Origin of the sequence: Sphingomonas sp. LC-1, from assembly GCF_025371035.1 — a bacterium.
GTDB lineage: Bacteria > Pseudomonadota > Alphaproteobacteria > Sphingomonadales > Sphingomonadaceae > Sphingomonas > Sphingomonas sanguinis_E.
This window is the reverse complement of sequence record NZ_JANZXB010000005.1, coordinates 220,987-243,460: the sequence shown is the minus strand read 5'-3', so window position 1 is coordinate 243,460 and position 22,474 is coordinate 220,987. Positions and strand designations below refer to the sequence as shown.

The 22,474-nt window shown below is 65.1% G+C and carries 22 protein-coding genes and 1 tRNA gene; 7 read left to right on the top strand and 16 right to left on the bottom strand.

What is annotated here, in order from left to right; all coding sequences use genetic code 11:
• Positions 1-206: 206 nt before the first annotated feature.
• The gene (locus NZL82_RS09755; RefSeq protein ID WP_261269562.1) at positions 207-1,769 is read left to right on the top strand and encodes an inorganic phosphate transporter; all 1,563 of its coding nucleotides are present in this window, start codon (positions 207-209) and stop codon (positions 1,767-1,769) included.
• A gap of 69 nt (positions 1,770-1,838) precedes the next feature.
• Complete coding sequence (locus tag NZL82_RS09750) at positions 1,839-3,110, top strand: MFS transporter (protein ID WP_261269561.1); 1,272 nt, start codon at positions 1,839-1,841, stop codon at positions 3,108-3,110.
• On the opposite strand, the gene rsmD is transcribed toward NZL82_RS09750, so the two are convergent.
• Together rsmD and NZL82_RS09740 are read right to left on the bottom strand one after the other, a co-directional pair.
• On the bottom strand, positions 3,101-3,637 hold the full coding sequence (gene rsmD, locus NZL82_RS09745) for a 16S rRNA (guanine(966)-N(2))-methyltransferase RsmD (protein WP_261269560.1): 537 nt from the start codon (positions 3,635-3,637) through the stop codon (positions 3,101-3,103). The two genes, NZL82_RS09750 and rsmD, sit on opposite strands and share 10 nt — an antisense overlap.
• Complete coding sequence (locus NZL82_RS09740; RefSeq protein ID WP_261269559.1) at positions 3,637-4,881, bottom strand: pseudouridine synthase; 1,245 nt, start codon at positions 4,879-4,881, stop codon at positions 3,637-3,639. Before NZL82_RS09740 ends, rsmD begins: the two co-directional genes overlap by 1 nt.
• A gap of 109 nt (positions 4,882-4,990) precedes the next feature.
• On the opposite strand from NZL82_RS09740, the gene NZL82_RS09735 reads away from it, so the two are divergent.
• Positions 4,991-5,422 carry a response regulator gene (locus NZL82_RS09735; protein WP_261269558.1) on the top strand — a complete coding sequence of 144 codons (432 nt, stop codon included), beginning with the start codon at positions 4,991-4,993 and terminating at the stop codon, positions 5,420-5,422.
• Positions 5,423-5,494: 72 nt separating this feature from the next.
• A complete protein-coding gene (locus tag NZL82_RS09730; protein ID WP_261269557.1) occupies positions 5,495-6,823 on the top strand; it encodes an AmpG family muropeptide MFS transporter in 1,329 nt (442 codons plus the stop codon).
• Here the strand turns inward: NZL82_RS09730 and NZL82_RS09725 are convergent.
• From NZL82_RS09725 to NZL82_RS09665, 13 genes are all read right to left on the bottom strand, one after another.
• Positions 6,813-7,241, bottom strand: coding sequence for a DUF6628 family protein (locus NZL82_RS09725; RefSeq protein ID WP_261269556.1), 429 nt, complete (start codon positions 7,239-7,241; stop codon positions 6,813-6,815). The genes NZL82_RS09730 and NZL82_RS09725 overlap by 11 nt on opposite strands.
• 93 nt (positions 7,242-7,334) lie before the next feature.
• A complete protein-coding gene (locus NZL82_RS09720; RefSeq protein WP_261269555.1) occupies positions 7,335-8,654 on the bottom strand; it encodes a folylpolyglutamate synthase/dihydrofolate synthase family protein in 1,320 nt (439 codons plus the stop codon).
• A 103-nt stretch (positions 8,655-8,757) separates the two neighbouring features.
• Entirely contained in the window at positions 8,758-9,612 is an 855-nt protein-coding gene (accD, locus tag NZL82_RS09715) for an acetyl-CoA carboxylase, carboxyltransferase subunit beta (RefSeq protein WP_261269554.1), read from the bottom strand.
• Positions 9,609-10,421, bottom strand: coding sequence for a tryptophan synthase subunit alpha (trpA, locus tag NZL82_RS09710; RefSeq protein ID WP_261269553.1), 813 nt, complete (start codon positions 10,419-10,421; stop codon positions 9,609-9,611). The genes accD and trpA overlap by 4 nt, the downstream gene beginning before the upstream one ends.
• Complete coding sequence (gene trpB / locus NZL82_RS09705; protein WP_261269552.1) at positions 10,418-11,650, bottom strand: tryptophan synthase subunit beta; 1,233 nt, start codon at positions 11,648-11,650, stop codon at positions 10,418-10,420. The genes trpA and trpB overlap by 4 nt, the downstream gene beginning before the upstream one ends.
• A 47-nt stretch (positions 11,651-11,697) precedes the next feature.
• The gene (locus tag NZL82_RS09700) at positions 11,698-12,339 is read right to left on the bottom strand and encodes a phosphoribosylanthranilate isomerase (RefSeq protein ID WP_261269551.1); all 642 of its coding nucleotides are present in this window, start codon (positions 12,337-12,339) and stop codon (positions 11,698-11,700) included.
• Between the two features lie 40 nt (positions 12,340-12,379).
• Entirely contained in the window at positions 12,380-13,054 is a 675-nt protein-coding gene (gene pyrF, locus NZL82_RS09695) for an orotidine-5'-phosphate decarboxylase (protein WP_261269550.1), read from the bottom strand.
• 7 nt (positions 13,055-13,061) lie between these two features.
• Complete coding sequence (locus NZL82_RS09690; RefSeq protein ID WP_261269549.1) at positions 13,062-13,379, bottom strand: hypothetical protein; 318 nt, start codon at positions 13,377-13,379, stop codon at positions 13,062-13,064.
• A 98-nt stretch (positions 13,380-13,477) separates the two neighbouring features.
• A complete protein-coding gene (locus NZL82_RS09685; protein WP_261269548.1) occupies positions 13,478-15,760 on the bottom strand; it encodes a patatin-like protein in 2,283 nt (760 codons plus the stop codon).
• Positions 15,760-16,455 (bottom strand): endonuclease/exonuclease/phosphatase family protein, encoded by a 696-nt coding sequence (locus NZL82_RS09680; RefSeq protein ID WP_261269547.1) that lies wholly within the window; start codon positions 16,453-16,455, stop codon positions 15,760-15,762. Before NZL82_RS09680 ends, NZL82_RS09685 begins: the two co-directional genes overlap by 1 nt.
• A gap of 64 nt (positions 16,456-16,519) precedes the next feature.
• Positions 16,520-16,595: transfer RNA gene (locus tag NZL82_RS09675), tRNA-Thr, on the bottom strand.
• Between the two features lie 17 nt (positions 16,596-16,612).
• The gene (locus NZL82_RS09670; RefSeq protein ID WP_261269546.1) at positions 16,613-17,482 is read right to left on the bottom strand and encodes a hypothetical protein; all 870 of its coding nucleotides are present in this window, start codon (positions 17,480-17,482) and stop codon (positions 16,613-16,615) included.
• Entirely contained in the window at positions 17,457-18,803 is a 1,347-nt protein-coding gene (locus NZL82_RS09665; RefSeq protein ID WP_261269545.1) for a replication-associated recombination protein A, read from the bottom strand. Before NZL82_RS09665 ends, NZL82_RS09670 begins: the two co-directional genes overlap by 26 nt.
• A 202-nt stretch (positions 18,804-19,005) precedes the next feature.
• Here NZL82_RS09665 and NZL82_RS09660 point away from each other — a divergent pair, with 202 nt between their 5' ends.
• Positions 19,006-19,551 carry a PadR family transcriptional regulator gene (locus NZL82_RS09660; protein ID WP_261269544.1) on the top strand — a complete coding sequence of 182 codons (546 nt, stop codon included), beginning with the start codon at positions 19,006-19,008 and terminating at the stop codon, positions 19,549-19,551.
• Positions 19,548-19,838, top strand: coding sequence for a DUF2218 domain-containing protein (locus NZL82_RS09655; RefSeq protein ID WP_261269543.1), 291 nt, complete (start codon positions 19,548-19,550; stop codon positions 19,836-19,838). The genes NZL82_RS09660 and NZL82_RS09655 overlap by 4 nt, the downstream gene beginning before the upstream one ends.
• Before the next feature lies 1 nt (position 19,839).
• Here NZL82_RS09655 and NZL82_RS09650 read toward each other — a convergent pair whose 3' ends face one another.
• Positions 19,840-20,985: a glycosyltransferase family 1 protein gene (locus NZL82_RS09650; RefSeq protein WP_261269542.1), complete on the bottom strand. Its 1,146-nt coding sequence runs from the start codon at positions 20,983-20,985 to the stop codon at positions 19,840-19,842.
• Positions 20,986-21,083: 98 nt separating this feature from the next.
• Here NZL82_RS09650 and radA point away from each other — a divergent pair, with 98 nt between their 5' ends.
• Positions 21,084-22,457, top strand: coding sequence for a DNA repair protein RadA (radA, locus tag NZL82_RS09645; protein ID WP_261269606.1), 1,374 nt, complete (start codon positions 21,084-21,086; stop codon positions 22,455-22,457).
• Positions 22,458-22,474 lie beyond the last annotated feature (17 nt).

The following is a 22,474-nucleotide window of genomic DNA, read 5'->3' as shown; positions in this document are numbered from 1 at the left end:
AACCCGATCCTTCTGGGCATTGCCGCTTCAGAATGCGACCTGCAAACTCCGCGACACGTTCCGGGATGGGAATACGCCAAGTCTGGCGTCATCAAAGTGTCACCGGAGAAGCGCAACGGGGGATCACCATGACATCCTTTGCACTCGCCGGTGGCCAATCCGAATCGCGCGCTCGTGGTCCCCGTCTCGATGCCAGCCTTCATCCCATGGGGCGCTGGATATTCGCGGGCCTGTTGGTCGGCGGGCTGGCCTATGCCGGCTACAGCATCGCGCTGGACACGGCGCGGGTCGGAGAGCCGATGGCGATCGGCGTCTTCGCCTTCCTGGGCCTTGCGCTATTGATCGCGCTGGGGTTCGAATTCGTGAACGGCTTTCACGACACCGCGAATGCGGTCGCGACGGTGATCTATACCCATTCCATGCCCGCGCCGCTGGCGGTGGTCTGGTCCGGCTTCTTCAATTTCCTTGGGGTGCTCTGCTCGACGGGAGCAGTGGCCTATTCGATCATCACGCTTTTGCCGATCGATCTGATGCTGCACGTCGGGTCGGGGGCGGGCTTTGCGATGATCTTCGCGCTGCTATTGGCGGCAGTGCTGTGGAATTTGGCGACATGGGCGGTCGGCCTGCCCAATTCGTCCAGCCATGCGCTGATCGGATCGATCCTGGGCGTAGGGCTCGCCAACCAGATGCTGTCCACCATTCCCGGCACGTCGGGGGTGGACATGGCACAGGTGCAGAAGGTGCTATCCGCGCTGCTGTTCAGTCCGCTGATCGGTTTCGGTGCTGCCCTGCTGCTTCTGCTTGTCATGAAGCGTTTCCTGCGCAACGAACGGCTGTATCGCGAGCCCGAAGGCGATACGCCGCCGCCGCGTGGCATTCGCGCACTGTTGATCTTCACCTGTACGGCGGTCAGCTTCGCGCATGGCGGCAATGATGGGCAAAAGGGCATGGGTCTCATTATGCTCATCCTTATCGGCTGCGCGCCGACCGCCTATGCGTTGAACCGGACGTTGCCGGAAAGCGCTATGCCCGCATTCGTACGAAGCGCGCAGACCGGCTCCGCTGCCTATGCCGCCCATGGCGCGGGCGGAAATCCCACCATCGACCAGGCTCGTGCGATCGTCGTCGCCGGCGTCCGCGCCAAGGCGGTAGACAAGCCCGAAGTCTATACCGGCCTTTCCGTCCTTTCCCGCGACATTGGCGAGCGGATCGGCAATTACGGGGCGCTCAGCCGCGTGCCCGCCGCAATCGTACCCAATTTGCGCAACGACATGTATCTCGTCCTCGATACGACGCGCATGATCACGAAGAGCGAGACGGCCAAGAGCCGCTTCACCGCAACCGAGATCGAATCGCTCAACGGTTATGCCACACAGCTGGAGCGAGGCACGCGGTATATTCCCCTGTGGGTAAAGGTGACCGTCGCGCTGGCGCTTGGCCTTGGCACCATGGTGGGATGGAAACGGATCGTGACGACGGTCGGAGAACGGATCGGCAAGACGCATCTGACCTATGGCATGGGAGCCGCGGCCGAGTTGACCACCGCCGCGACGATCATGATCGCGGAGTTTATGGGGCGGCCCGTGTCCACCACCCATATCCTGACGTCCGGCGTGGCGGGCGCGTCGGTCGCCAACGGAGCGGGGCTTCAGGTTCGTACGATCCGCAACATGATCCTGGCCTGGGTCCTGACCCTGCCGGCCGCGATGCTGCTTTCCGGCTTGCTCTACTGGATGCTGCTGGGTTTGGCTGGCGTGGTCGCGCACTAAGTCCGCGATCGAGGCGTTCTGGTCGGGATAGGCCTTTACGTATTCGTTTCGTTTCTGCACGGGCGAAGCATGACTCACGCATCGCCACCGTCGCACCGCCATATCCTGCTGGCCAGCCTGACCGGTACGGCGGTCGAGTTCTATGACTTCTACATCTATGCGACGGCGGCGGCGCTGGTCTTCGGACCGCTATTCTTTCCGGCGTCATCCGCGACCGCCCAGTTGCTGCTATCCTATGCCAGCTTCGGCCTGGCCTTTGTCGCGCGCCCCGTGGGTGCGATTGCCTTTGGTCATTTCGGCGACCGAGTGGGCCGCAAGTCGACCTTGGTCGCCAGCCTGATGCTGATGGGGGGATCGACCGTCGCCATCGCCTTCCTGCCGACCTATGCGCAGGCGGGTTGGATCGCGCCGCTACTCTTGTGCATCGCGCGATTGGGGCAGGGGCTCGGTCTGGGGGGCGAATGGGGTGGTGCTGCCCTGCTGGCCGTCGAGAACGCGCCGCCGGGGCGCCGCAACACCTGGGGCATGTTTCCTCCGCTCGGCGCGCCGGTAGGCTTCATCCTGGCCAATGGCTTCTTCCTGTTGCTGGGCCTTGTCCTGACTGACGCGCAGTTCCGCGCCTGGGGCTGGCGGCTGCCGTTCCTGGCAAGCGCGGTGCTGGTGATGCTGGGGCTTTGGGTTCGGCTTCGTCTGACCGAAACGCATGACTTTACCGAGGCCAAGCGGTCCGAAGCCTTGCCCCGTATTCCTTTCGCGACATTGGTGCAGGATCATGGCCGCGCGCTGCTGGCCGGGACCGGCGGCGTGGTTGCCTGCTTCGCGATCTTCTATCTCGCGACGGCCTTCGCGCTTGGATATGGCACGACCGTCCTGAACTATCCGCGCGAGGCATTTCTAGGCATTCAGCTCATCGCGATCCTGTTCCTGGCGCTGGGGGTCATCATCTCCAGCGTGATGGCGGACCGTCGCGGAGCCCCCGCCATGCTGACCTTGGGCTTTGCGGGTTGCGTTCTGGTCGGCCTCGTCATGGGGCCGATGCTGGGTGCAGGATCGCTGGTCGTGGTGTTCGTTTGGCTCGCGCTCGCGCTGTTCGTAATGGGCTTTGCCTATGGTCCGCTCGGCGGATGGCTGCCCGCGCTGTTCCCAGCCGGTGTGCGCTATACGGGGGTGTCGATGACGTTCAATCTGGGTGGGATCATCGGCGGCGCGCTCGCCCCCATCGCCGCGCAGGCTCTGACCGAGCGTGGCGGGCTGAACTTTGTCGGCGGCTATCTGGTCGCCGCCGGTCTGCTCAGCCTCGCCGGGCTTGCCCTGATGCGCGGGAAAAGCGTTCAGGCCTGACGCAGCAGGGTCAGCCGAGCCTTGCCGTGGACGCGTGAGGCGTCGACGGTGAAGCCCGCCAGTTCGACTTCCTCTTGCTTGGCGGTTTCGATGCTGATCCACGTTCCGGCACCGACCCAGCCGAGCCGCGCCAGCTTGTCGAGCGCCACGCTCCCCGCACCGGTGCCATAAGGTGGGTCCATCAAGATCAGGTCCAGCGGCTGGCGAGCGGGCCCCAGCGCCATGACCGAGGCGGCGCGGACGTCCGCCTTGGCACCCAGCTTTTCGAGATTGGCGCGGAGGGCGTCCAGCACGCCGCGATCCTGCTCGACGAACAGACAGGACGCCGCCCCGCGCGACAAGGCCTCGATCCCCAGCGCGCCCGAGCCCGCGAAGAAATCGCCCACGGCCAGGCCGTCGAAATCACCCAGCCGAGCCGTCAGCATCGAGAACAACGCCTCCCGCGTCCGATCGGCGGTCGGGCGGGTGACGTCACCCTTTGGCGCGACGAGCGGGCGACCCCGCCATTGTCCAGCAATCACCCGCATCAACGATCTCCCCGCGGGCGGCCGGGCCGCGATCCGCCGCCGCCGCCCGGTCGACCACCAGGCCGCCCGGAAGGCCGATCGCCATTCCGCCCGTCGGATCTGGGACGCGCTGGACCCCGTGGGCTGGGGGAAGCGCCGCGCTCGGTCCGGTCCCCACGCTCCATACGACCTTCGGTCGGCCGCTTGCCGTATGGCTTTCGTTCGCCGGAATTTGCTCGGCCCGTCGGGCGGTCGCCACCGCGCTCATTCGGGGCAAACCGCCCTTGACGTGCATTCGGCGAGGCGGCGGCGCGTCCCGGACGCTCGCTGCGGTCCTGGCGATCATCGGCCCGTGGGGGGCGCTTAGCGAAGGGTTTCGCCCGGTCGCCCTGGTTTGCGGAGGGGCGTGGGCTGCGCGCGGGGACGGCGTCCCGGCGTACCTCGCCGTCCCGCTCCGTGCGGGCACGCGCCGGTGCGGTTCGTGTCGGGGGCGTGCGGAAGCCTGCGCGTGGTGCCGGCCGTACGGCATCGGCAGGGATGCCGCCCTCCAACGTCTTGCGGAACTCGACGATCTCGTATCCCTTCACCTCACCGATTTCACCGGCCGGGAGATCGCCGAGCAGGAACGGGCCATAGCGTAGCCGAATCAACCGGCTGACCTGCAACCCCAGATGTTCGAGAACGCGGCGGACTTCGCGATTCTTGCCCTCTCGCAGGGTCATCTCGATCCAGACATTGGCCCCGGTCCGTCGTTCCAGATTGGCGTCGATCTGGCCATAGCGGATCCCGTCGATCTCGACCCCGTGGATCAGTTCCTCGAGCTGCGCCTGCGTGATGTCGCCATAGGCGCGCGCGCGATAGGTCCGCTCGACGCCGGTGGCGGGCAGCTCCAACTGGCGCTTGAAGCCGCCATCGGTGGTCAGCAGCAACAACCCCTCGGTATTGAGGTCGAGCCGTCCGACCGGCACCAGCCGGGGCAGGTCCGCGGGCAGCCGGTCATAGATGGTCGGCCGCCCCTTGGGATCGCGTTCTGTCACCAGCAGGCCGTTAGGCTTGTGATAGAGGAACAGTCGGGTCGGCTCGGGCGCGGCGACCGGCTGTCCGTCGACGGTGATGCCGTCGAGCGAGGAAAGCAGGGTCGCTGGCGTGTCGATCGCGACGCCGTTCAGGGCGATACGCCCCTCGGCGATCATCCGCTCGACCTCTCGACGCGATGCGACACCGGCCCGGGCCAGCAGCTTGGCGATACGTTGATCTGATGTCATGATCGACGCTGATACATAGGGTGTAGGCCAAAGGAAATTAATTGCGTCGTTTCTGCCGGACAAAGCGTTACGGCGATGAGTGGGGCAAGAAAGACGGGCCGATAGAGGGATGAAATTCTTCGGGCGGAAAAAGCGGCAGCTGGTCAGGCTGCTTGTGGTCGAAGACGAACCGCTGGTCGCCTTCGACACCGAGCATGTGCTGAGCGATGCCGATTACGAAGTGGTGGGGACGGTCGACCGGGTCAGCAAGGCCATCACGCTCATCGAAGGCGGTACCGCGATCGACCTTGTCTTGGCCGATGTGCAATTGGCGGACGGCAGTGGCGTCGATGTCGCCAGGGCGGCGCACGAACGCGATATTCCCGTCCTGTTCCTTACGGGCACGCCGCCGGATGGCGTGGAAAATCTCGCCGAGGGGATATTGATGAAGCCTTATGGCGCGCGGGACTTGCTTGGCGCCATTGCCGCGATCGAGGAACGCCGGACCGGCAAGGCGCCCAGTCGCTTGCCCGCCGGTTTCCGATTGTTCGCCCGCGCCTGATCCGCGCCCCGTTGCCCGGCGAGGGCAAGCGCATTACGGTCCGCGCTTTGCGATAGGGCGGGTCTGTTTCATATGGCGAGTGCGCGTTGGCTGGACGGAGTGCGGCCCTATGTCGAGGCGGCCCCGCTGGCCTCTCTGGCACTCGGCATATCCTCCGCCTTCCCGCTGACGATGATCAACGCGACGCTGGCCAGCCGGTTGGCGGAAGCGGGGATCGAGAAGAAGAGCGTCACGGCTTTCGCGCTCGTCATCCTGGCCTATAATTTCAAATTTCTCTGGGCCTGGATCGTCGAGGGCGTGAAAATCCCCGTGCTGCATCGGCTCGGCCAGCGTGTGTCCTGGCTGTTCGTCGTCGCGGCACTGGTCTGTCTTGCGGCGGTCGGCCTGGGGCTGACCGATCCGCGCGTTTCCCTAGCGCAAACGGCCTTGGCCGCCATCGCACTGGGGGTTGCGGGCGCGACTTTCGACATCGTGATCGACGCCTATCGCATCGAACTTCTCGAACCCCGTCAGCTCGGCGTAGGGGCGGGCATGGGCCAATATGGCTGGCGCATCGGCTCTGCGCTGGTGGCATCGCTGTCGCTGGTCGTGGCAACGCGGGCGGGATGGAGCGTCGCCTATCTCGTCAGTTGCGCCTTCGCCTTGCCCGCGATCCTGACCGCCCTCGTCATGGGTGAGCCCGCGCGTCATAGCGAGATCACGGCGAAACGACCGACCGAAGGAATCGTCCGGGCCGTGGTGGGCCCATTCGCCGAATTCTTCCGGCGTCAGGGCGCGGCCATCATCCTGGCGTTCATCCTCGTCCACAAGATCGGCGACACGTTGGCCAATCTGACGTTTCGGCTGCTGTTCAACGACTTGGGCTTCAGCAAGGACGAGATTGCGCTCTATGACGTCGGGGTCGGTTTCTGGGCGCTCTTGGTGGGTGTCTTCGTCGGCGGCGTTCTATACGCGCGGCTGGGCATGAAGCGGTCGGTCATCATCAGCCTGATCCTGATGGCGGTGTCCAACCTGTCCTTTGCCGGTCTCGCGGCGCTCGGCCATTCCAATTGGGGCATGGCGGGCGCGATCGGGTTCGAGAATTTCTCCAGTGGAATCGGCGGCGTGACGGTAGTGGCCTATTTCTCCGCCTTGACCGATCTGCGTTTCACCGCTGCGCAATATGCCCTGATCTCCGCGGCGGCTAGCATCGTCGGGCGAATCCTCAGTGGGACGACCGCCGGGGCATTGGTCGAGCGGTTCGGTTATGTCGACTTCTATCTACTTACGACCATCGCCGCGGTGCCGGGGGTCATCCTGTTCTGGTGGATGGCGCGCTCCGGCCTGGTCGACCGCTCAATCGGTAGCGCGGGCGTCGCAGGAGAGGGCGACGCCCGTCGCGAGGTGCCCGTTACCCAGTGATCGGGCGCCCCTCATCGGCAAAGGCGGCGCTGACGGCGGCCGCGCTGGCGAGTACGCCGTCCACCCGCCGCACGCCGAGCAGGTCGCTCATCAGATAGCGCGCCTTGTCCGGCGCCCTTTCCATCTGCGCCAATATGGTGATGAGCGCGGCTTCGGCAGCGGTCATTCGGGCGCAGCAGCACGGCGCGATCGCGATCTGGCCCGAAGCATGCGCGGCGAGATCGGCCATCAACGTCCGCATGAGCAACAAGGGCCGCCGGAAGTCCTGGCCAAAGACGGTGAACAGCGTATGCGCGGCGCGTGCATCCCCCAGGCCGTGGGCGCCCATCCGACGTACCGCGAACAACGCTATCCGCGCATAGGGGCAGGCCGGCAGCATGTGGGGAAGCGTGGTGGAAAGGGTCGTGGTTTCGGCCATCGGCTGGGACTCCGTGATGATGGAGCCCATGCTAATTGCTCGCTATTGATAGTCAATCGCAAATAAAGGGGTTTGCTGCGGCGCTTCGTCGCATCATTGCGGCACTTCGTCATTGAGCGCCAACACATGCCCTGCGAGATACAACGACCCGGCGATCAGAACACGGACCGGCTTCTGAAAGCGATGGGCGATCACCTTCAGAGCCTCTGCCGGATCGGCTGCCGCGAGCGCCTCGATACCAAGTTGCCGCGCTTGGCTTGCCAGTTCCTCGGGGGCGTGGGTGGCGTGATCGGGGACTGGTACCGTCACGATGAAATCGACCATCGCGCCCAGCTTCTGCAGGACCGGCCCTGCTTCCTTGTTCGCCAGCATTCCCAACACCAGAGCGCTCGGCCCCTGCGATTGCCAGTGCATCATGGCACGGGCGACGGGGCCGGCCGCCGAGGGATTGTGCGCGCCATCGAGCCAGCAGCTGCTCCCCCCGGGGAGGCGGGCGGTCAGAGGGCCATCATCCAGGGGCTGCATGCGGGCGGGCCAGTGGGTTTGCGTCGCCGCAGCCTGCAAAGCTTCGTCGGGAATGGACAGCTTGTCCTGGTGCCGGATCATCGCCGTCGCCAGCGCGAGATTCCGCGCTTGATGCCCGCCGATCAGGGCGGGGCGGGGCAGGGTGATCTCTCCCCGCTCGTCGCGATAATCGACCTTGCCCGGCCGGGAACGACTGAACCAATCCCGACCACGCGACACCAAAGGCGTACCGGCGTTTGCCGCCACCTGCGCGATCGCCTCGTGGAGAGATCGTGGATAGTCCATCGTGACGAGCGGTGTCCCGGCCTTGGCGATGCCCGCCTTCTCCCGCGCGATGCCGATCAGACTGCGGCCCAGAAACGCCTCATGATCGATGCCGAGCGCCGCGATCCCGCAGACGGCGGGCGGAGGCAGGATGTTCGTTGCGTCCAGACGCCCGCCCAGACCGACCTCGATGATCGTCGCAGCCGCCGGCGTACGCGCGAAGGCCAGAAAGGCCGCCGCCGTCGTCACCTCGAAGAAGCTGGCCCCGATCCCCTCGGCCTGGCCAAGCACCTCATCCAACAGGGCGGCGAGGGCGTCGTCCTCGATCAAATCGCCTGCGATGCGAATACGCTCGTTGAAGCGCACCAGATGCGGGCTCGAATAGACATGGACGCGCCGACCGGACGCCTCGATCGCGGTACGCAGAAAGGCGCAGGTCGAACCCTTGCCGTTGGTACCGGCAACGTGAAAGACGGGGGGCAGATGGTTCTGCGGATCGCCCAACCGTGCCAGCAATTGCGTGATCCGCTCCAGCCCCAATATGTCCGCTCCGGGCGACAGCGACCACAGTCGATCGAGCTGCGCCTGTACGGCCGGGTTTTGGGAGCGGGCATGATCGGGCATCGGCCGGTCTCGCATAGGGGCGGGGGATATGAAAGGGGCGGACCTCTCGGCCCGCCCTTCTAAAGACATCGCCCTTCAAAGGCGACGCTCGCGACTGTTCGGATCAGGCGGCTTTGCGCGATCCCGTCAGATAGCCGATGACGGTCGCCAGACGCTCGCGCAGATCGTGGCGGTGGACGACCATGTCGAGCATGCCGTGGTCGAGATAATATTCGGACGTCTGGAAATCGTCGGGCAGCTTTTCGCGGATCGTGTTCTCGATCACCCGGCGGCCGGTGAAGGCCAAGGTCGCCTTCGGCTCGGCGATCTGGACGTCGCCCAGCATGGCATAGGCGGCCATCACGCCGCCCGAGGTCGGATCGGTCAGCACGACGATATAGGGCAGGCCCGCATCGTGCAGCATCTGGATCGCGACAGTGGTGCGCGGCATCTGCATCAGGCTGAGGATACCCTCCTGCATCCGCGCGCCGCCCGATGCGGTGAAGATGACATAGGGGCATTGGTCGGCAATCGCCGCCTCGACCCCGCGCACAAAGGCTTCGCCCACCGCAAGGCCCATCGAGCCGCCCATGAAGGCGAAATCCTGTACCCCAATCACGACCTTGTGACCCAGGATCGTGCCACGCGCATTGACGAGCGCGTCATTCTCCGCCGCATTGGCGCGGGCGGCCTTCAACCGGTCGGCATAGCGCTTTGAGTCGCGGAACTTGAGCGGATCCTCCGGTACCTTGGCGGCGGGAAGCTCGTTGCAGCTCCCTTCGTCCAGCAGGTGACGGAAGCGTGCCTTGGGACCGATACGATCATGATGGTCGCACTTGGGGCAGACGTTCAGATTGTCTTCCAATTCCTTGGTGAAGACCATCTGCCCGCATCCCCTGCACTTGTGCCAGAGATTGTCGGGCGTTTCCCGCTTGGCGACGAAGGGGATGACGTTACGGACGCTGTTGAGCCAGCTCATGCGAGTTCCTTGCGTGCATCGGCCAGTGCCGACGACAGAGTTTCGATATAGGCCCGGACCGGTGCCGGTGCAGCGGCACCATGTTCGCCGACCAGATCGACGATGGCGGAACCGACCACGACGCCGTCCGCCACGCGACCGATCGCCGCGGCCTGTTCAGGCGTGCGGACGCCGAAGCCGACCGCGACGGGCAACTGCGTCGCCGCCTTCAACCGGGCAGCCGCCTCTTCGATCGAGGATTGCGCGGCCTGTTGCTGTCCGGTGATCCCCGCGACCGAGACATAATAGAGAAAACCATCGGCGCCGGTCAGGATCGTCGGGAGACGGGCGGCGTCGCTGGTCGGGGTGGCAAGCCGGATCGACGCCACACCCTCGGCGCGCAGCGCGACGCCCAAGGCATCGTCTTCCTCGGCAGGAACGTCGACGCAGATCACGCCGTCCACTCCGGCTTCGGACGCAGCCTTGGCGAACCACTCGGGGCCGCGCACCGTCATCGGATTGGCATAGCCCATCAGGACCAACGGCACGTCCGGATGACGTTCGCGAAAGGCCGAAGCGATCGACAGGACGTCGGCGGTGCGGGTGCCAGCGCCCAGGCTGCGGATGTTCGCCTTCTGAATGGCGGGCCCGTCCGCCATCGGATCGGTGAAGGGCATGCCGAGTTCGATCACATCGGCTCCGCCCTGGACCAGGGCGTCGAGGATCGCGGCAGTATCGCCCGGCGTCGGGTCGCCCGCCGTCACGAAGGTCACCAACGCGGCGCGGCCAGACTGGGCACAGCGCGCGAAGCGGTCGGCGATCCGGCTCACATCTTCACTCCCATGGCATCGGCAACGGTGAAGATGTCCTTGTCGCCACGCCCCGAGATGTTGACGAGTGCGATCTGGTCGCGATCCATCGACGGCGCGCGCTTGATCAGACCCGCCAGCGCATGGCTGCTTTCGAGAGCGGGAATGATCCCCTCAATCTTGCAGCAAAGCTGGAATGCCTCCAGTGCCTCGGTATCGGTGATCCCCTCATAGACCACGCGGCCGGTATCGTTCAGCCAGCTATGCTCGGGCCCGATGCCCGGATAGTCGAGACCTGCCGAGATCGAATGCGCCTCAGTGATCTGGCCATCCTCGTCCTGAAGCAGATAAGTCTTGTTTCCGTGCAGTATGCCGGGCTTGCCGCCGGTCAGGCTGGCGGCGTGTTGCGTGGTGGCAAGGCCATGGCCTGCCGCCTCAATCCCGAGCATCGCGACGTCGGGATCGTCGAGGAACGGATGGAAAAGGCCGATCGCATTCGACCCGCCCCCGACCGCCGCGATGAGCAGGTCGGGGAGGCGGCCTTCCGCCTCCATGATCTGACGGCGCGATTCGGTTCCGATCACCGACTGGAAGTCGCGCACCATCTCTGGATAGGGATGCGGTCCCGCCGCTGTGCCGATGATGTAGAACGTGTCATGGACATTGGCGACCCAGTCGCGCAGCGCCTCGTTCATCGCGTCCTTGAGCGTCTGTGCGCCCGACGTCACCGGGCGCACTTCCGCGCCGAGCAGCTTCATGCGGAAGACATTGGGCGCCTGCCGCTCGATATCGCGTGCACCCATGAAAATGGTGCAGGGCAGGCCGAAACGCGCGGCAACCGTCGCGGTGGCGACGCCATGCTGGCCGGCGCCCGTCTCGGCGATGATCCTCGTCTTGCCCATCCGCTTGGCAAGCAGGATCTGGCCGATGCAGTTGTTGATCTTGTGCGCGCCGGTGTGGTTCAGTTCCTCGCGTTTGAAATAGACCTTGGGCCCCTTGCCTTCGGGCGCGGTCTCGCGGAGCATCGCGGTCAGCCGTTCCGCATAATACATCGGGCTGGGACGCCCGACATAATGGGTCATCAGGCCGTCGAATTCGGCCTGGAAAGCCGGGTCGACCTGCGCCGCGCGATATTCGCGTTCGAGGTCGAGGATCAGCGGCATCAGCGTCTCGGCGACGTAGCGGCCGCCGAATTCACCGAAATGGCCGCGCTCGTCGGGCTGGGCGCGGAAGGAGTTGGGGGCGTTCATTTCGTATCCCTTGAGCATCTGCGGGGCGAGCCCTGCAAACGATCCTGTCACTGATTTGTCGCAACGGCTTTAAGGAACGCGGCGATCTTGTCCATATCCTTGACGCCGGGCGCGCTTTCCACGCCGGACGAAACATCGACCAGCGGCGCGCCCGTACGGCGTATGGCTTCGGCAACGTTGCCCGCATCCAGTCCACCCGACAGCGCCCAGCGCAAGGGATGCCGAACGCCGTCGAGCAGGCTCCAGTCGAACCGCAATCCCATGCCTCCGGGCAGCGAGGCCTCGTCCGGCGTCTTCGCGTCATACAGGATCAGGGTGGCGGCACCGGCATAGTCGCGCGCCTTGTCCACATCGTCACGCACCTTGATGGCGACCGCGGCCCAGACCTCCTTATCGAACCGGGCACGGATCGCCGCCACGCGGGCGGGGGCCGTGCGATGAAGCTGGATGGCGTCGAGAGTCCCTGCCCGAACGGCGGCTTCGAGCAATTGGTCGTCGGGATCGACGAAGACGCCGACTCGTCGGACGTGATCCGGCACCCGCCCCGCGAGCCCGGCGGCGGCATCGAAGGTCAGATGCCGGGGCGAGGCCGGGAAGAAGACGAAGCCGACATGGCTCGCCCCGCCGCCCAGTGCCGCGTCGAGCGTCGCGGTCGTGGTCAGTCCGCAAATCTTGGCAGTGGTCGGCATGGCCTGTTCCGGGATGAGAGGAAATCGACGGAGAAAGGCGTCAAAGCGTGGCGGCAATGGCCCGTGCGGCGGCGTCGGGATCATCGGCCTGGGTGATGGGGCGACCGATGACCAGGATGGACGCGCCCGCGTCCACCGCAGCACGCGGGGTAACCACCCGCTTCTGGTCGCCGACCACGCCATTGGCCGGGCGGACGCCCGGGACCACGAAGAAGCCCTTCGGCCAAGCTTTCCGTGCCGCTGCGACTTCTTCGCCGGAGCAGACGATGCCGTCTACGCCCGCCTCCGCCGCCAGATCGGCGAGGCGACGGACATGATCGGCGGGGCTCCCGGTCACGCCGGTATCGGTCAGGTCGGTGGCATCCAGGCTGGTGAGCATGGTGACGGCCACGACCTTGGTTCCCGTCGGTGCTGCCGCCTTGGCATCCTCCAGCATCGCACGACCGCCCGCCGCATGAACCGTCAGGATCGCAGGCGCGAGCGGACCCAGCGACTGCACCGCCTTAGCGACGGTATTGGGAATGTCGTGCAGCTTCAGGTCGAGGAAGATCGGCAGGCCGATATGCGCCATCTCCCGCACGCCCGTGGCGCCATGCGCGCAGAAGAACTCCAGGCCGAGCTTCAGGCCGCCGACATGATGACGCACCTTTTGCGCCAGCGCCTGCGCGCGGGCCAGATCGGGCGTGTCGATCGCGACATAGATGCGATTGCTCATAAGGGGATCAGACCATGGGCTGGGTGGAAAGGGGGGCGGGCTCGACCGGGGCGGCATAGAGGCCGGTCTCGGTCGAGGAGGTGGCGGTCGCCAGCGCGCGTTCGGTTGCGTTCAACCGCTGCCGCAAGCGCCAGCGCGCCGCATGCTGCCAGATGAGCGTGGGGACCAGCCCGAGCAGAAAGGTCAGGAACAGCAGAAGCGGCAGGTTCACATCCGCCACCAGGCCGCCAACCAGCCGGATCGGCACAGTCGTCCAATTGCCCAGCGTGAAGGCCGCGGCCAGGAAGGCCAGCAGGCACCAGAACAGCATTTTCAGGAACTGCATGCGCTTCTCCGCCTAACCTATAACCGAACCGCCCAAGAGGCGGCCGGACATCGCTTGCGCGACGCGGTCTAGCCGCGTTGGTCCGGCATGACCAGCCTTCAGCCGATCTCGCGGCGAAGCGAGGCGATCAGCGGTGCGATCGCGGTGAGGCGATCCTCTTCTTCGTTCAGGATCGCCACGAAAGCTCGCCGCTTGAAGGCCGCGACCGCACCGGGTTTGAGGCGGATGGTCGGGGGGAGGGTGGAAACGGCGATGTCGATCATCCTCTCCGCGCCATGCAGCCGTCCCCAGAGATAGTCGTTCTCGCGGTAGCTGCGACTGAAGAACGCCCCGAAGGTCAGGAATTGAATGCCCTTCAGCGTCGCTTCCGCGCCGCCCGAGCGGATCGCGGTCGCGTCGTCGGGGGATATGCGATCGACCTTGATCGGGTCGAACTCGTCCAGACCCTCGCCCTGCAGAAGCGGTAGGGTCGCCACGTCGAAATAGGGGAAGCCAAGATAGGTCAGCAACAATGTGCGCCGCGCCGCGCGGGGTAGGCCCGCAAAGGCGCTCGCCAACCGCGCATCCGTTTCGCCGTCCAGGCGTGTCAGGTCGAGCCTTTTCCGCAATTCCTCGAGGACCCGTCCGCCGTCGCTCCGTACGGAACGGACGTCATGTGCCATGTCGGCATAGGCGCCGCCATTTTGCCGTTCCAGAAATTCGGCAAGCGATTCGTAGAGGGCGTCGCGAACGGGAGCGAGTTCCGTCTCGCTATGCTCACCCTCGAGTTCGGTCAGGCGGCGGGCAAGCAGCCGCAGGCGGCGGATGCGATAACCCAGGTCGAAGCCACGAAGGAATGCCTTTGCCCCTTCACTGGGGCCGCCGGTGAAGCCAATCGCTTCGCCATTGCCGCTTCGCGCGGCCAACGTCCGCTCGACCATCGCGCGAAGCCGACTGCGCCTCGCGGTCCCGTCGTCGCCGGTGGCCTCCGCCAGCATGGTCGCAATCATATCGACGACGCCCGCGATCTTCAGATGACCATAAGCGGCATAGCTGAACCCAGCCTTCGCGGCGGCGGCCGCTTGCGCTCGCACCCGCCAGGAGGCGAGACGGGCGGCGGTCGGGCGATCGAGGAAGAAGGTGCCGCCGAACAGTTGTTCGATCTCCTGCTCGACATTCTCGCGGATCGCGGCGACGATCGCCTGCATCCGGTCGATCCGCCCGGACCGGGCGGCGATCGCTTCCAGATTGTCGCGGATAGGCTGTTGTCGGGGAAGTTCGCTGATCGCGCCGATGATCGTCTGGGAGAAGCCGGGATGACCGCCGCCGCCGGGAAGGCGGAAATGCATGCCCGGAAAAGGGTCGATATAGACGAAACGCCGATCGACCTGCCGACGCGCCGGGCGGCGGCCGAGTGCGTCGATAGCGGGACGAAAGGGCGCGTTGACCAGCACCGAACCATCGATCAGCACCGCCTTGTCCGCTGCTCCGGCGGCATGATGGCGTGGCAGCACCCGGCGCAGAAAGGCGTCCCGCTCGGGCCAGGACTGATCGCGTGCTTCGAGGACGCGGTCGAGTTCGGCCACAGTGAACGGCGGGAAGGCCCCCGGAAAACTGGAGGTCGCGCGCGCGGCAAAGACGAGTTCGGGGACGGCCGCCAGCTTGCCGTCTCCGCTGTCGGTAAAGTCGACCACCATGCGATGCTCGGTCTCCACCACCTCGCCGGGCGAATGCAGCCGGAGCCGCTGCGGCTGGCCGGTAAAATCGGTAACGGTGACGAACAGGTCGAGCGGCTGGCCGGGCGGCAGAAGCCGCTTGCCCGCTGGCGCTGCGGCCATCCGGTCGAACGCCTCCAGCAACCGACCGGTAAAGTCGTCGGCGGCAAAGGGCGGCTCGAACCAGCGTGAGCGGATGAGATGGCCCAGCTTGCGGCGAACCTCCTCGCGGGTTTCCTCGTCCAGCCCCTCGATCTTGTCCCCGCTGCGCCCGGCGGCCATCCAGGCGATGGGGAGCGCCCACATCTTGGAAAAGCGCGACGTCGGCGCGGCATCCGGTGCGATCAGCGACTCGATGTCGGCTGCTTCCAGCCACAAATCGGTCAGGGGGTCGAGCGACTGGCCGGTGGACAATGCCTGCCCCAGAAAAATTCCGTTGATGCCACCCGCGCTTGCGCCCGCGATAATGTCGGCCAGGATGCGAACCCGCACGCCGCCGCGCGCTGCCATTTCGTCAAGCAATTCATGATAGACCGCATCGACGGCGGAGGCGGGTGGATCCCCCTCATGCGAGGCTCGGCTGGCGCGTACCACGCGCCAGATCTCCTTGGTGATGCCGTGCATGTAGACGGCCAGGCTGATCCCGCCATAACAGACCAGCGCCAGCCGCAACTCCTTTTCCCGCATCAGCGCGGTCCGATCCTCGCCCAGATGGGCAGGTGATCCGATGCCTTTCGAGAGGTCGGGCTGGCATGAACCCCGCATTCGGCAATGCGGAGATCGGGGGACACCATGATCCGGTCCAGCCGTCCGATCGGGCGACGCGCATGGAAGCTCGGACCGGTATCGGCCATGGTGAAGTCACGGCAGAAATCGCGCAGGCAGCCCGAACCGCGGGTCCACTCGTTCAGGTCACCCATCATCACCGTGGGGTGGCGATGCAGGCAACTCGCCAAATGGGACAGGATCGCCGCCGCCTGGCGTCGCCGCCATAGCCCGGACAGGTCCAGATGCATGCCGACGACGCGGATCACGCCGCCTGCGGTCCGCAAATCGGCCATCACGGCCCCGCGCGGCTCCAACGACGGAAGGTGGATCGCCTCGAAGTCGAGTATCTGGGTCGATTTGCGGACGAGGATCGTATTGCCGTGCCAGCCCAGGGACCTGGCCTTCATACCATAGACGATCGGCTTCCAGTCGCTGTGATCGTCGAGCATGTGAAGGGGAATCACACCCTCCCGGTCACCGAAGCGACGATCCGCTTCCTGGAGCGCAATAACGTCGGCATCGACTTCGCGCAGGACATCGAGGATGCGGTCGGGATTGCGGCGTCGATCGGCGCCGATCCCCTTCCGGATATTATAGCTGGCGACCTTGATCATTCCGCGAATGTAACGCACCCCAACGGCTTTGGTGCCACATGGATCAAGCGCGACCGGCGGGAAATGGTGCCGGTTGAGGGGCTCGAACCCCCGACCCCCTGATTACAAATCAGGTGCACTACCAACTGTGCTAAACCGGCATTGCCGTCCCCATGCGTCAAGATACGCCGAAGGTCCAGCCCTCCGTTCGCGCGATCAGCGGAGAAAGCCCGGCTGGGTGCCATAGATCATCGCGAACGGCCATCTTGCGTAGCCAAGCCGAGGTCAGGATCGCATCGGTGCTATGATCGTCGTAGCGGTCGAGGGGCCGATGCCGCTCGCTCCCCAAGGTCATAAGGGCGTCGTCCAGAGCTTCGGCGCTCCTGATCTTGCTTCGCCCGCGCGGTCGCCCGGCGTCGCGCGCGGCGATCGAGGTATAGATTTCGACGACCAGCGCTCCAGTGGAGGGGATGGGATCGAACGGCCAGATCGCGACATGGCTATCGATCCGCCGAAGCAGGCGCATCCCAGCGAAACTGGCCTTGGCGACCTGCGACGCGCCGATCGCATCATAGACGGTCGACGGTTTGCGACCGCCATCCGGCGCGATCTCGCATGCGCGCCAGTGAAGGAAGTCGGCCTTTCGCCCATCCGCAACCCCGAAATAGAAATGCCGCCCGCGCCGGGCCTCCAGAAAGCTGCGAGCGCCAAGGTCGGGATCGTCGCTGCTCTTATCGACATAATCCCATAGCGCGCGCGCATCCACGGTCGGCCGGTCGCCGGGCAGATGCGCACCACGGGAGACGAAAGGGGCGGAAAAGCTGAAATCGAAACCGATCAACAGCGGCTCGGCGGCGCGTTCCAGCAACCAGGCCGCGACGCCTTCACGCGACCAGGCTCGACCAGGCGGCATGACGAGTTCGGGCGGCGCCTGGCCACTCCCGCACATCGCCATGCGGATACCCGGATGGGACGTGCCATGCGCGCCGGACCAGTCGATCGCGACGAAGCCGGTAAAGCGGTCAGGCGCGATGGCTGTCTTCTCCATCCTGTTGGCGCAAAGCGCGCCGCCGCTCTTCCCACCATGCCATCCGTTCGGCGATGCGCTTTTCCAGCCCTCGCCCGGACGGCTCGTAAAAATTCTGGGGCGGCAGTTCGTCCGGCCAATAGTTGGCCCCCGAAAAGCCGCCGTCCGCATCGTGATCATATTGATAGTTCGCACCATAGCCGATCTGCTTCATCAGCTTGGTCGGGGCATTCAGGATATTGGTCGGCGGCATCAGCGATCCCGTTTCCTTAGCCGACCGCCAAGCCCGTTTCTGGGCCATGTATGCGGCATTCGATTTGGGCGCGGTTGCGAGATAGAGACAGGCCTGGACGATCGCCAATTCACCCTCCGGTGAGCCGAGAAAGTCATAGGCGTCCTTCGCGGCAAGGCATTGGCTCAAGGCCTGTGGATCGGCGAGCCCGATGTCCTCGACGGCGGCGCGTGTCAGCCGGCGCAGCACATAGAGCGGTTCCTCGCCCGCCGTCAGCATCCGCGCCAGGTAGTAAAGCGCGGCTTGCGGGTCCGACCCCCGGATCGACTTGTGAAGCGCAGAAATGAGGTTGTAATGCCCCTCCCGATCCTTGTCATAGACCGCGACCCGTCGCTGTAGGAACGCCGACAGTCCGGCGGCGTCGAGCGGTTCGGGTAGATCGACCGCAAACAGCGTCTCAGCCTGATTGAGTAGGAACCGTCCATCGCCATCAGCGCTGGCGAGCAAGGCTTCACGCGCCGCCGACTGGAGGGGTAGGGGGCGGGCCATCTCCGTCTCCGCCCTCGTCAGCAATTGCTCCAGCGCAGATTGACCGAGACGGTGCAGGATCAGGACCTGCGCACGGCTGAGCAACGCGGCGTTGAGTTCGAAGGAGGGATTCTCGGTTGTCGCGCCGACCAGCGTTACGGTGCCGTCCTCGACAAAGGGCAGAAACCCATCCTGTTGCGCGCGGTTGAAACGGTGAATCTCGTCTACGAACAACAGGGTGCGCTGTCCCAGTCGGGCATGGTCGCGAGCTTCGGCAAAGACCTTTTTCAAGTCCGCCACACCCGAAAACACAGCCGAAATCGACGAGAACCGCAAGCCTACTGCTGCGGCCAGAAGGCGGGCGATCGTGGTCTTTCCGGTGCCTGGTGGTCCCCACAGGATCATCGACGATAGACGCTGTGCCGCGACCATCCGTCCGATTGCTCCTTCCGGCCCGGTGAGATGATCCTGCCCAACGACATCGCTTAACTGGTTCGGCCGAAGCCGATCCGCCAGCGGCGCGTCCGGCGATAGGGGAGGAGCGACAGGGGCGGGGTCCATACCCGCAAAGAGATCGGCCATGCCCATCATGTAGGAGATCGAAGCTCGATCGTCACCAACCCGTCTTAAGATATATCTCAATCTATCTTGACTTAGGCCCTCTGCGATATATCTTGATGCTATCGCAATAGGAGATTTCATGCGACATCATCATTTGGGCCGGATGCACGGCCACAGGCATTCGGGATCGTCCGGCTTCGGCTGGGACGACCTAGACGTTGGGATGCAGGGTCCGCGCGGAGGGCGACGAGGCCCGTTTGGCGGCGACTGGTTTGCAGGCGGAGAACGTCCCGGCGGCGGGCGTCGCTCTCGGATGTTTGACGGAAGCGAGCTTCGCCTCGTCCTGCTCAAGCTGATCGCCGACGAGGCCCGGCATGGGTATGATCTGATCCGCGAGATCGAGGCCATGACCGGCGGCGCCTATGCACCGAGCCCGGGCGTCATCTATCCGACCATGACCCTTCTCGACGAGATGGGCTTCATCGCGGAGCAGCATTCCGAAGGGTCCAAGAAACGGTTCGCCGCGACTGACGAGGGCCGCGCGCACCTGACGGAGAATAGCGAACGGGTCGAGGCCCTGATCGCCCGTCTGCGGGCGTTGGGCGAGCATCGGGATCGCATCGACGCCGCGCCGATCCGCCGTGCGATGGGCAGTCTGAAGGTCGCCCTCGGCCAACGCTTCGCCCGGAGTGATCTGTCGCAGGAGAGTCTGCACGACATCGCCGCGATGATCGATGAACTTGCCCAGAAAGTGGAGCGCCTGAAATGAACCAGTCCGTCGCCCGCGTGCCGACCCACTCGGCCAGCCGCTATCTTCAGCAACTCGCCAAACATTGGTCGCACAAAATGGAGGTGGATTTTACACCGGAGGATGGGACGATCCTGTTTCCCAACGGCTCCAAGCTGGAAATGCGTGCCGACAGCGACACGCTCGACATCGTGCTGACGGTGCCGGAAGCTGAGGACATCGAGCGGGTGCGCGAAGTCGTTTCGAGCCATCTCGACCGCTTCGCCTTTCGCGAAGCACCGCTGACCTTCGACTGGCGCGAGGCTTAGGTCAGGAGTTTCCGGTAAAGAGCGCGCGATACGCCTCGAGCACCGCGTCGTTTACCTTGTCCCAGCGGTAATCGGCGACGCGGGCATGTCCCGCCTCGCTGAACCGGCGGCGCAACGCGGCATCGCTGGCAATCCGCTCCAGTGCGTCGGCATAGCCGCGAATGTCCCGTGCGCCGACCAGATAGCCCGTTTCCCCATTCACCACGAGATCCATCGCGCCCGTCGCATGGGCCGCGACCACGGGAACGCCCGCCGCCATCGCCTCTGTCGTGACATTGCCGAATGTTTCGGTGACGCTGGGGTTGAAGAAGATGTCCATCGACGCGACCGCCCGGCCCAGATCGTTGCCGGTCTGATAGCCCGCGAAGATCGCATCCGGGGTCGCCTTGGCGAACCAGTCCTGAGCGGGGCCCTTGCCGACCACCAGCACCTTGTGCGGAACCCCGCGCCGACGAAGCTCGGCCAGCGCATCCGCAAAGACGTCGAGGCCCTTTTCCTTGACCAGCCTTCCCAAAAAGCCGATCGCAACCTCGTCGTCCGCGATCCCCAGCGCACGCCGCCATTCGACACTGCGACGCGAGGGGCGGAACCGGTCATGGTCGATCCCGCGTGACCAAATACCCATGGGTGGCGTCACGCCCCATCCACGAAGTAGCGCGATCATGCTGGGGCTGGGGGCCACGACACGGTCGAACTTGTTATAGAAGCGCGTCAGCAACCGGATGATGGCGGGCTCGAGGAAGCCCAGCCCGTAATAGGCGGGATAGGTCTCGAACCGCGTATGGACCGAGGCGATCGACGCGACCCCATTTTCCCGCGCCCAGCGAACCGCGGCATGGCCCAGAAATTCCGGAGCGGAGACATGGACGATATTGGGCGCGAACGCTTCCAGATCGGCCCGGACCTTGGCCGGTAGCCCGCGCGCCAGCTTATAATCGGCCCGGAAGGGCAGCGGGATCGCGGGCACATCGACCAGGTCGCCGACAGGTGGGAATGCGGGCGTGGAAGAGGTCGGCGAATAGACGCGCACCGCCACTCCGCGATCGAGCAAATGCCCGACGAGCCGGTTCAGCGTCTGGTTCGCGCCGTCGCGCGTATAATTATAGTTGCCGCTGAACAGGGCGACGCGAAACGGGTCTGGGGTCATGGCGGTCGGCCCATAGCGGGCATGGCGCTCAAAAACTATCCCACTGCCTGTCCATGAACGATGTTCCATTTTCGTTCCACGGCTATTAGATGCACGTCATGGCCAAGGTTCAAAAGCGCTATGTCTGCCAATCCTGCGGATCGGTTTCCTCTCGCTGGCAGGGGCAATGCCCCGATTGCTCCGAATGGAACACGATGTTGGAAGAAGCGCCGGTGCAGGTCACGCCCTTTGCCGCGAAGCATAATCTTCAGGGCGGCGGCCGTGCGATCCAACTGGTCGGGCTGGATGCGGATATTCCGCTGCCCGATCGGATGGCCACGGGGATAGCCGAACTCGATCGTGCGCTGGGCGGAGGCTTTGTCGAGGGATCGGCAACACTGATCGGCGGCGATCCGGGCATCGGCAAATCGACGTTGCTGCTCCAGGCGGCGGCGAAGCTGGCGATGGCGGGAAAGCCTGTCGCCTATGTGTCGGGCGAAGAGGCGGCGGATCAGGTCCGGCTGCGCGCCCGGCGGCTGGGGCTGGGGCAAGCGCCGGTCCGGTTGGCGGCGGCGACATCGGTTCGCGACATCCTGACCACGCTATCGATCGGCACGCCGCCTGCGCTGCTTATCATCGATTCCATCCAGACGATGCACTCGGACCTGATCGAGGGTGCGCCCGGCACCGTCAGTCAGGTCCGAGCGTCGGGTCAGGAACTGATCCGCTTTGCGAAGGAACGTGGAACCGCCGTCGTGCTGGTCGGCCACGTTACCAAGGACGGATCGATCGCCGGTCCTCGGGTGCTGGAACATATGGTGGACACGGTCCTCGCCTTCGAGGGTGAGCGTAGCCATCAATATCGTATCCTGCGTGCGATCAAGAACCGTTTCGGCGGCACCGACGAGATCGGCGTGTTCGCCATGCAGACCGAGGGTTTGACCGAGGTCGGCAACCCGTCCTCTCTGTTCCTGACCAACCGGGAAGAGGGGGTGACCGGAGCCACCGTCTTCCCCGCGCTCGAGGGCACAAGGCCCGTGCTGGTGGAAATCCAGGCGCTGACCGTCCGGCTCGCATCGGGCGCGACACCGCGACGCGCGGTCGTGGGGTGGGACAATGGTCGCCTCGCCATGATCCTGGCAGTGCTGGAGGCGAGATGCGGGCTGAGCTTCTCCTCTGCGGAAGTCTATCTGAACATTGCGGGCGGCTATCGCGTGCAGGACCCCGCCGCCGATATGGCGGTGGCGGCGGCGCTGATATCCGCCCTGTCGGAGCGTCCAGTGCCGGCCGATGCGATCGTCTTCGGCGAGATCGCGTTGTCGGGTGAAATCCGCTCCGTCGCGCATGGGCCGCTGCGCTTGAAGGAGGCGGGCAAGCTCGGCTTCGAAAAGGCGATGGTCCCGCGCGCAATGGCTGGGGACGAAGGGGGGCTACGAATGACCGGGTTTCGGACCTTGGCCGAGTTCGTTGACCATATGCTGGGGCGGGGGTAGCGAAGAGGGGCGCGTGC

What these genes read in the sequence shown, in the direction of transcription:
- radA (WP_261269606.1), top strand. Translation starts at nt 21,084, where the DNA reads ATGGCCAAGGTTCAAAAGCGCTATGTCTGCCAATCCTGCGGATCGGTT.
- NZL82_RS09650 (WP_261269542.1), bottom strand. Translation starts at nt 20,985, where the DNA reads ATGACCCCAGACCCGTTTCGCGTCGCCCTGTTCAGCGGCAACTATAAT.
- NZL82_RS09685 (WP_261269548.1), bottom strand. Translation starts at nt 15,760, where the DNA reads ATGCGGGAAAAGGAGTTGCGGCTGGCGCTGGTCTGTTATGGCGGGATC.
- NZL82_RS09725 (WP_261269556.1), bottom strand. Translation starts at nt 7,241, where the DNA reads ATGGCCGAAACCACGACCCTTTCCACCACGCTTCCCCACATGCTGCCG.
- NZL82_RS09740 (WP_261269559.1), bottom strand. Translation starts at nt 4,881, where the DNA reads ATGACATCAGATCAACGTATCGCCAAGCTGCTGGCCCGGGCCGGTGTC.
- NZL82_RS09655 (WP_261269543.1), top strand. Translation starts at nt 19,548, where the DNA reads ATGAACCAGTCCGTCGCCCGCGTGCCGACCCACTCGGCCAGCCGCTAT.
- NZL82_RS09665 (WP_261269545.1), bottom strand. Translation starts at nt 18,803, where the DNA reads ATGGCCGATCTCTTTGCGGGTATGGACCCCGCCCCTGTCGCTCCTCCC.
- NZL82_RS09660 (WP_261269544.1), top strand. Translation starts at nt 19,006, where the DNA reads ATGCAGGGTCCGCGCGGAGGGCGACGAGGCCCGTTTGGCGGCGACTGG.
- NZL82_RS09700 (WP_261269551.1), bottom strand. Translation starts at nt 12,339, where the DNA reads ATGCCGACCACTGCCAAGATTTGCGGACTGACCACGACCGCGACGCTC.
- NZL82_RS09750 (WP_261269561.1), top strand. Translation starts at nt 1,839, where the DNA reads ATGACTCACGCATCGCCACCGTCGCACCGCCATATCCTGCTGGCCAGC.
- accD (WP_261269554.1), bottom strand. Translation starts at nt 9,612, where the DNA reads ATGAGCTGGCTCAACAGCGTCCGTAACGTCATCCCCTTCGTCGCCAAG.
- NZL82_RS09730 (WP_261269557.1), top strand. Translation starts at nt 5,495, where the DNA reads ATGGCGAGTGCGCGTTGGCTGGACGGAGTGCGGCCCTATGTCGAGGCG.
- NZL82_RS09680 (WP_261269547.1), bottom strand. Translation starts at nt 16,455, where the DNA reads ATGATCAAGGTCGCCAGCTATAATATCCGGAAGGGGATCGGCGCCGAT.
- trpB (WP_261269552.1), bottom strand. Translation starts at nt 11,650, where the DNA reads ATGAACGCCCCCAACTCCTTCCGCGCCCAGCCCGACGAGCGCGGCCAT.
- NZL82_RS09755 (WP_261269562.1), top strand. Translation starts at nt 207, where the DNA reads ATGGGGCGCTGGATATTCGCGGGCCTGTTGGTCGGCGGGCTGGCCTAT.
- pyrF (WP_261269550.1), bottom strand. Translation starts at nt 13,054, where the DNA reads ATGAGCAATCGCATCTATGTCGCGATCGACACGCCCGATCTGGCCCGC.
- rsmD (WP_261269560.1), bottom strand. Translation starts at nt 3,637, where the DNA reads ATGCGGGTGATTGCTGGACAATGGCGGGGTCGCCCGCTCGTCGCGCCA.
- NZL82_RS09670 (WP_261269546.1), bottom strand. Translation starts at nt 17,482, where the DNA reads ATGGAGAAGACAGCCATCGCGCCTGACCGCTTTACCGGCTTCGTCGCG.
- NZL82_RS09735 (WP_261269558.1), top strand. Translation starts at nt 4,991, where the DNA reads ATGAAATTCTTCGGGCGGAAAAAGCGGCAGCTGGTCAGGCTGCTTGTG.
- NZL82_RS09690 (WP_261269549.1), bottom strand. Translation starts at nt 13,379, where the DNA reads ATGCAGTTCCTGAAAATGCTGTTCTGGTGCCTGCTGGCCTTCCTGGCC.
- NZL82_RS09720 (WP_261269555.1), bottom strand. Translation starts at nt 8,654, where the DNA reads ATGCCCGATCATGCCCGCTCCCAAAACCCGGCCGTACAGGCGCAGCTC.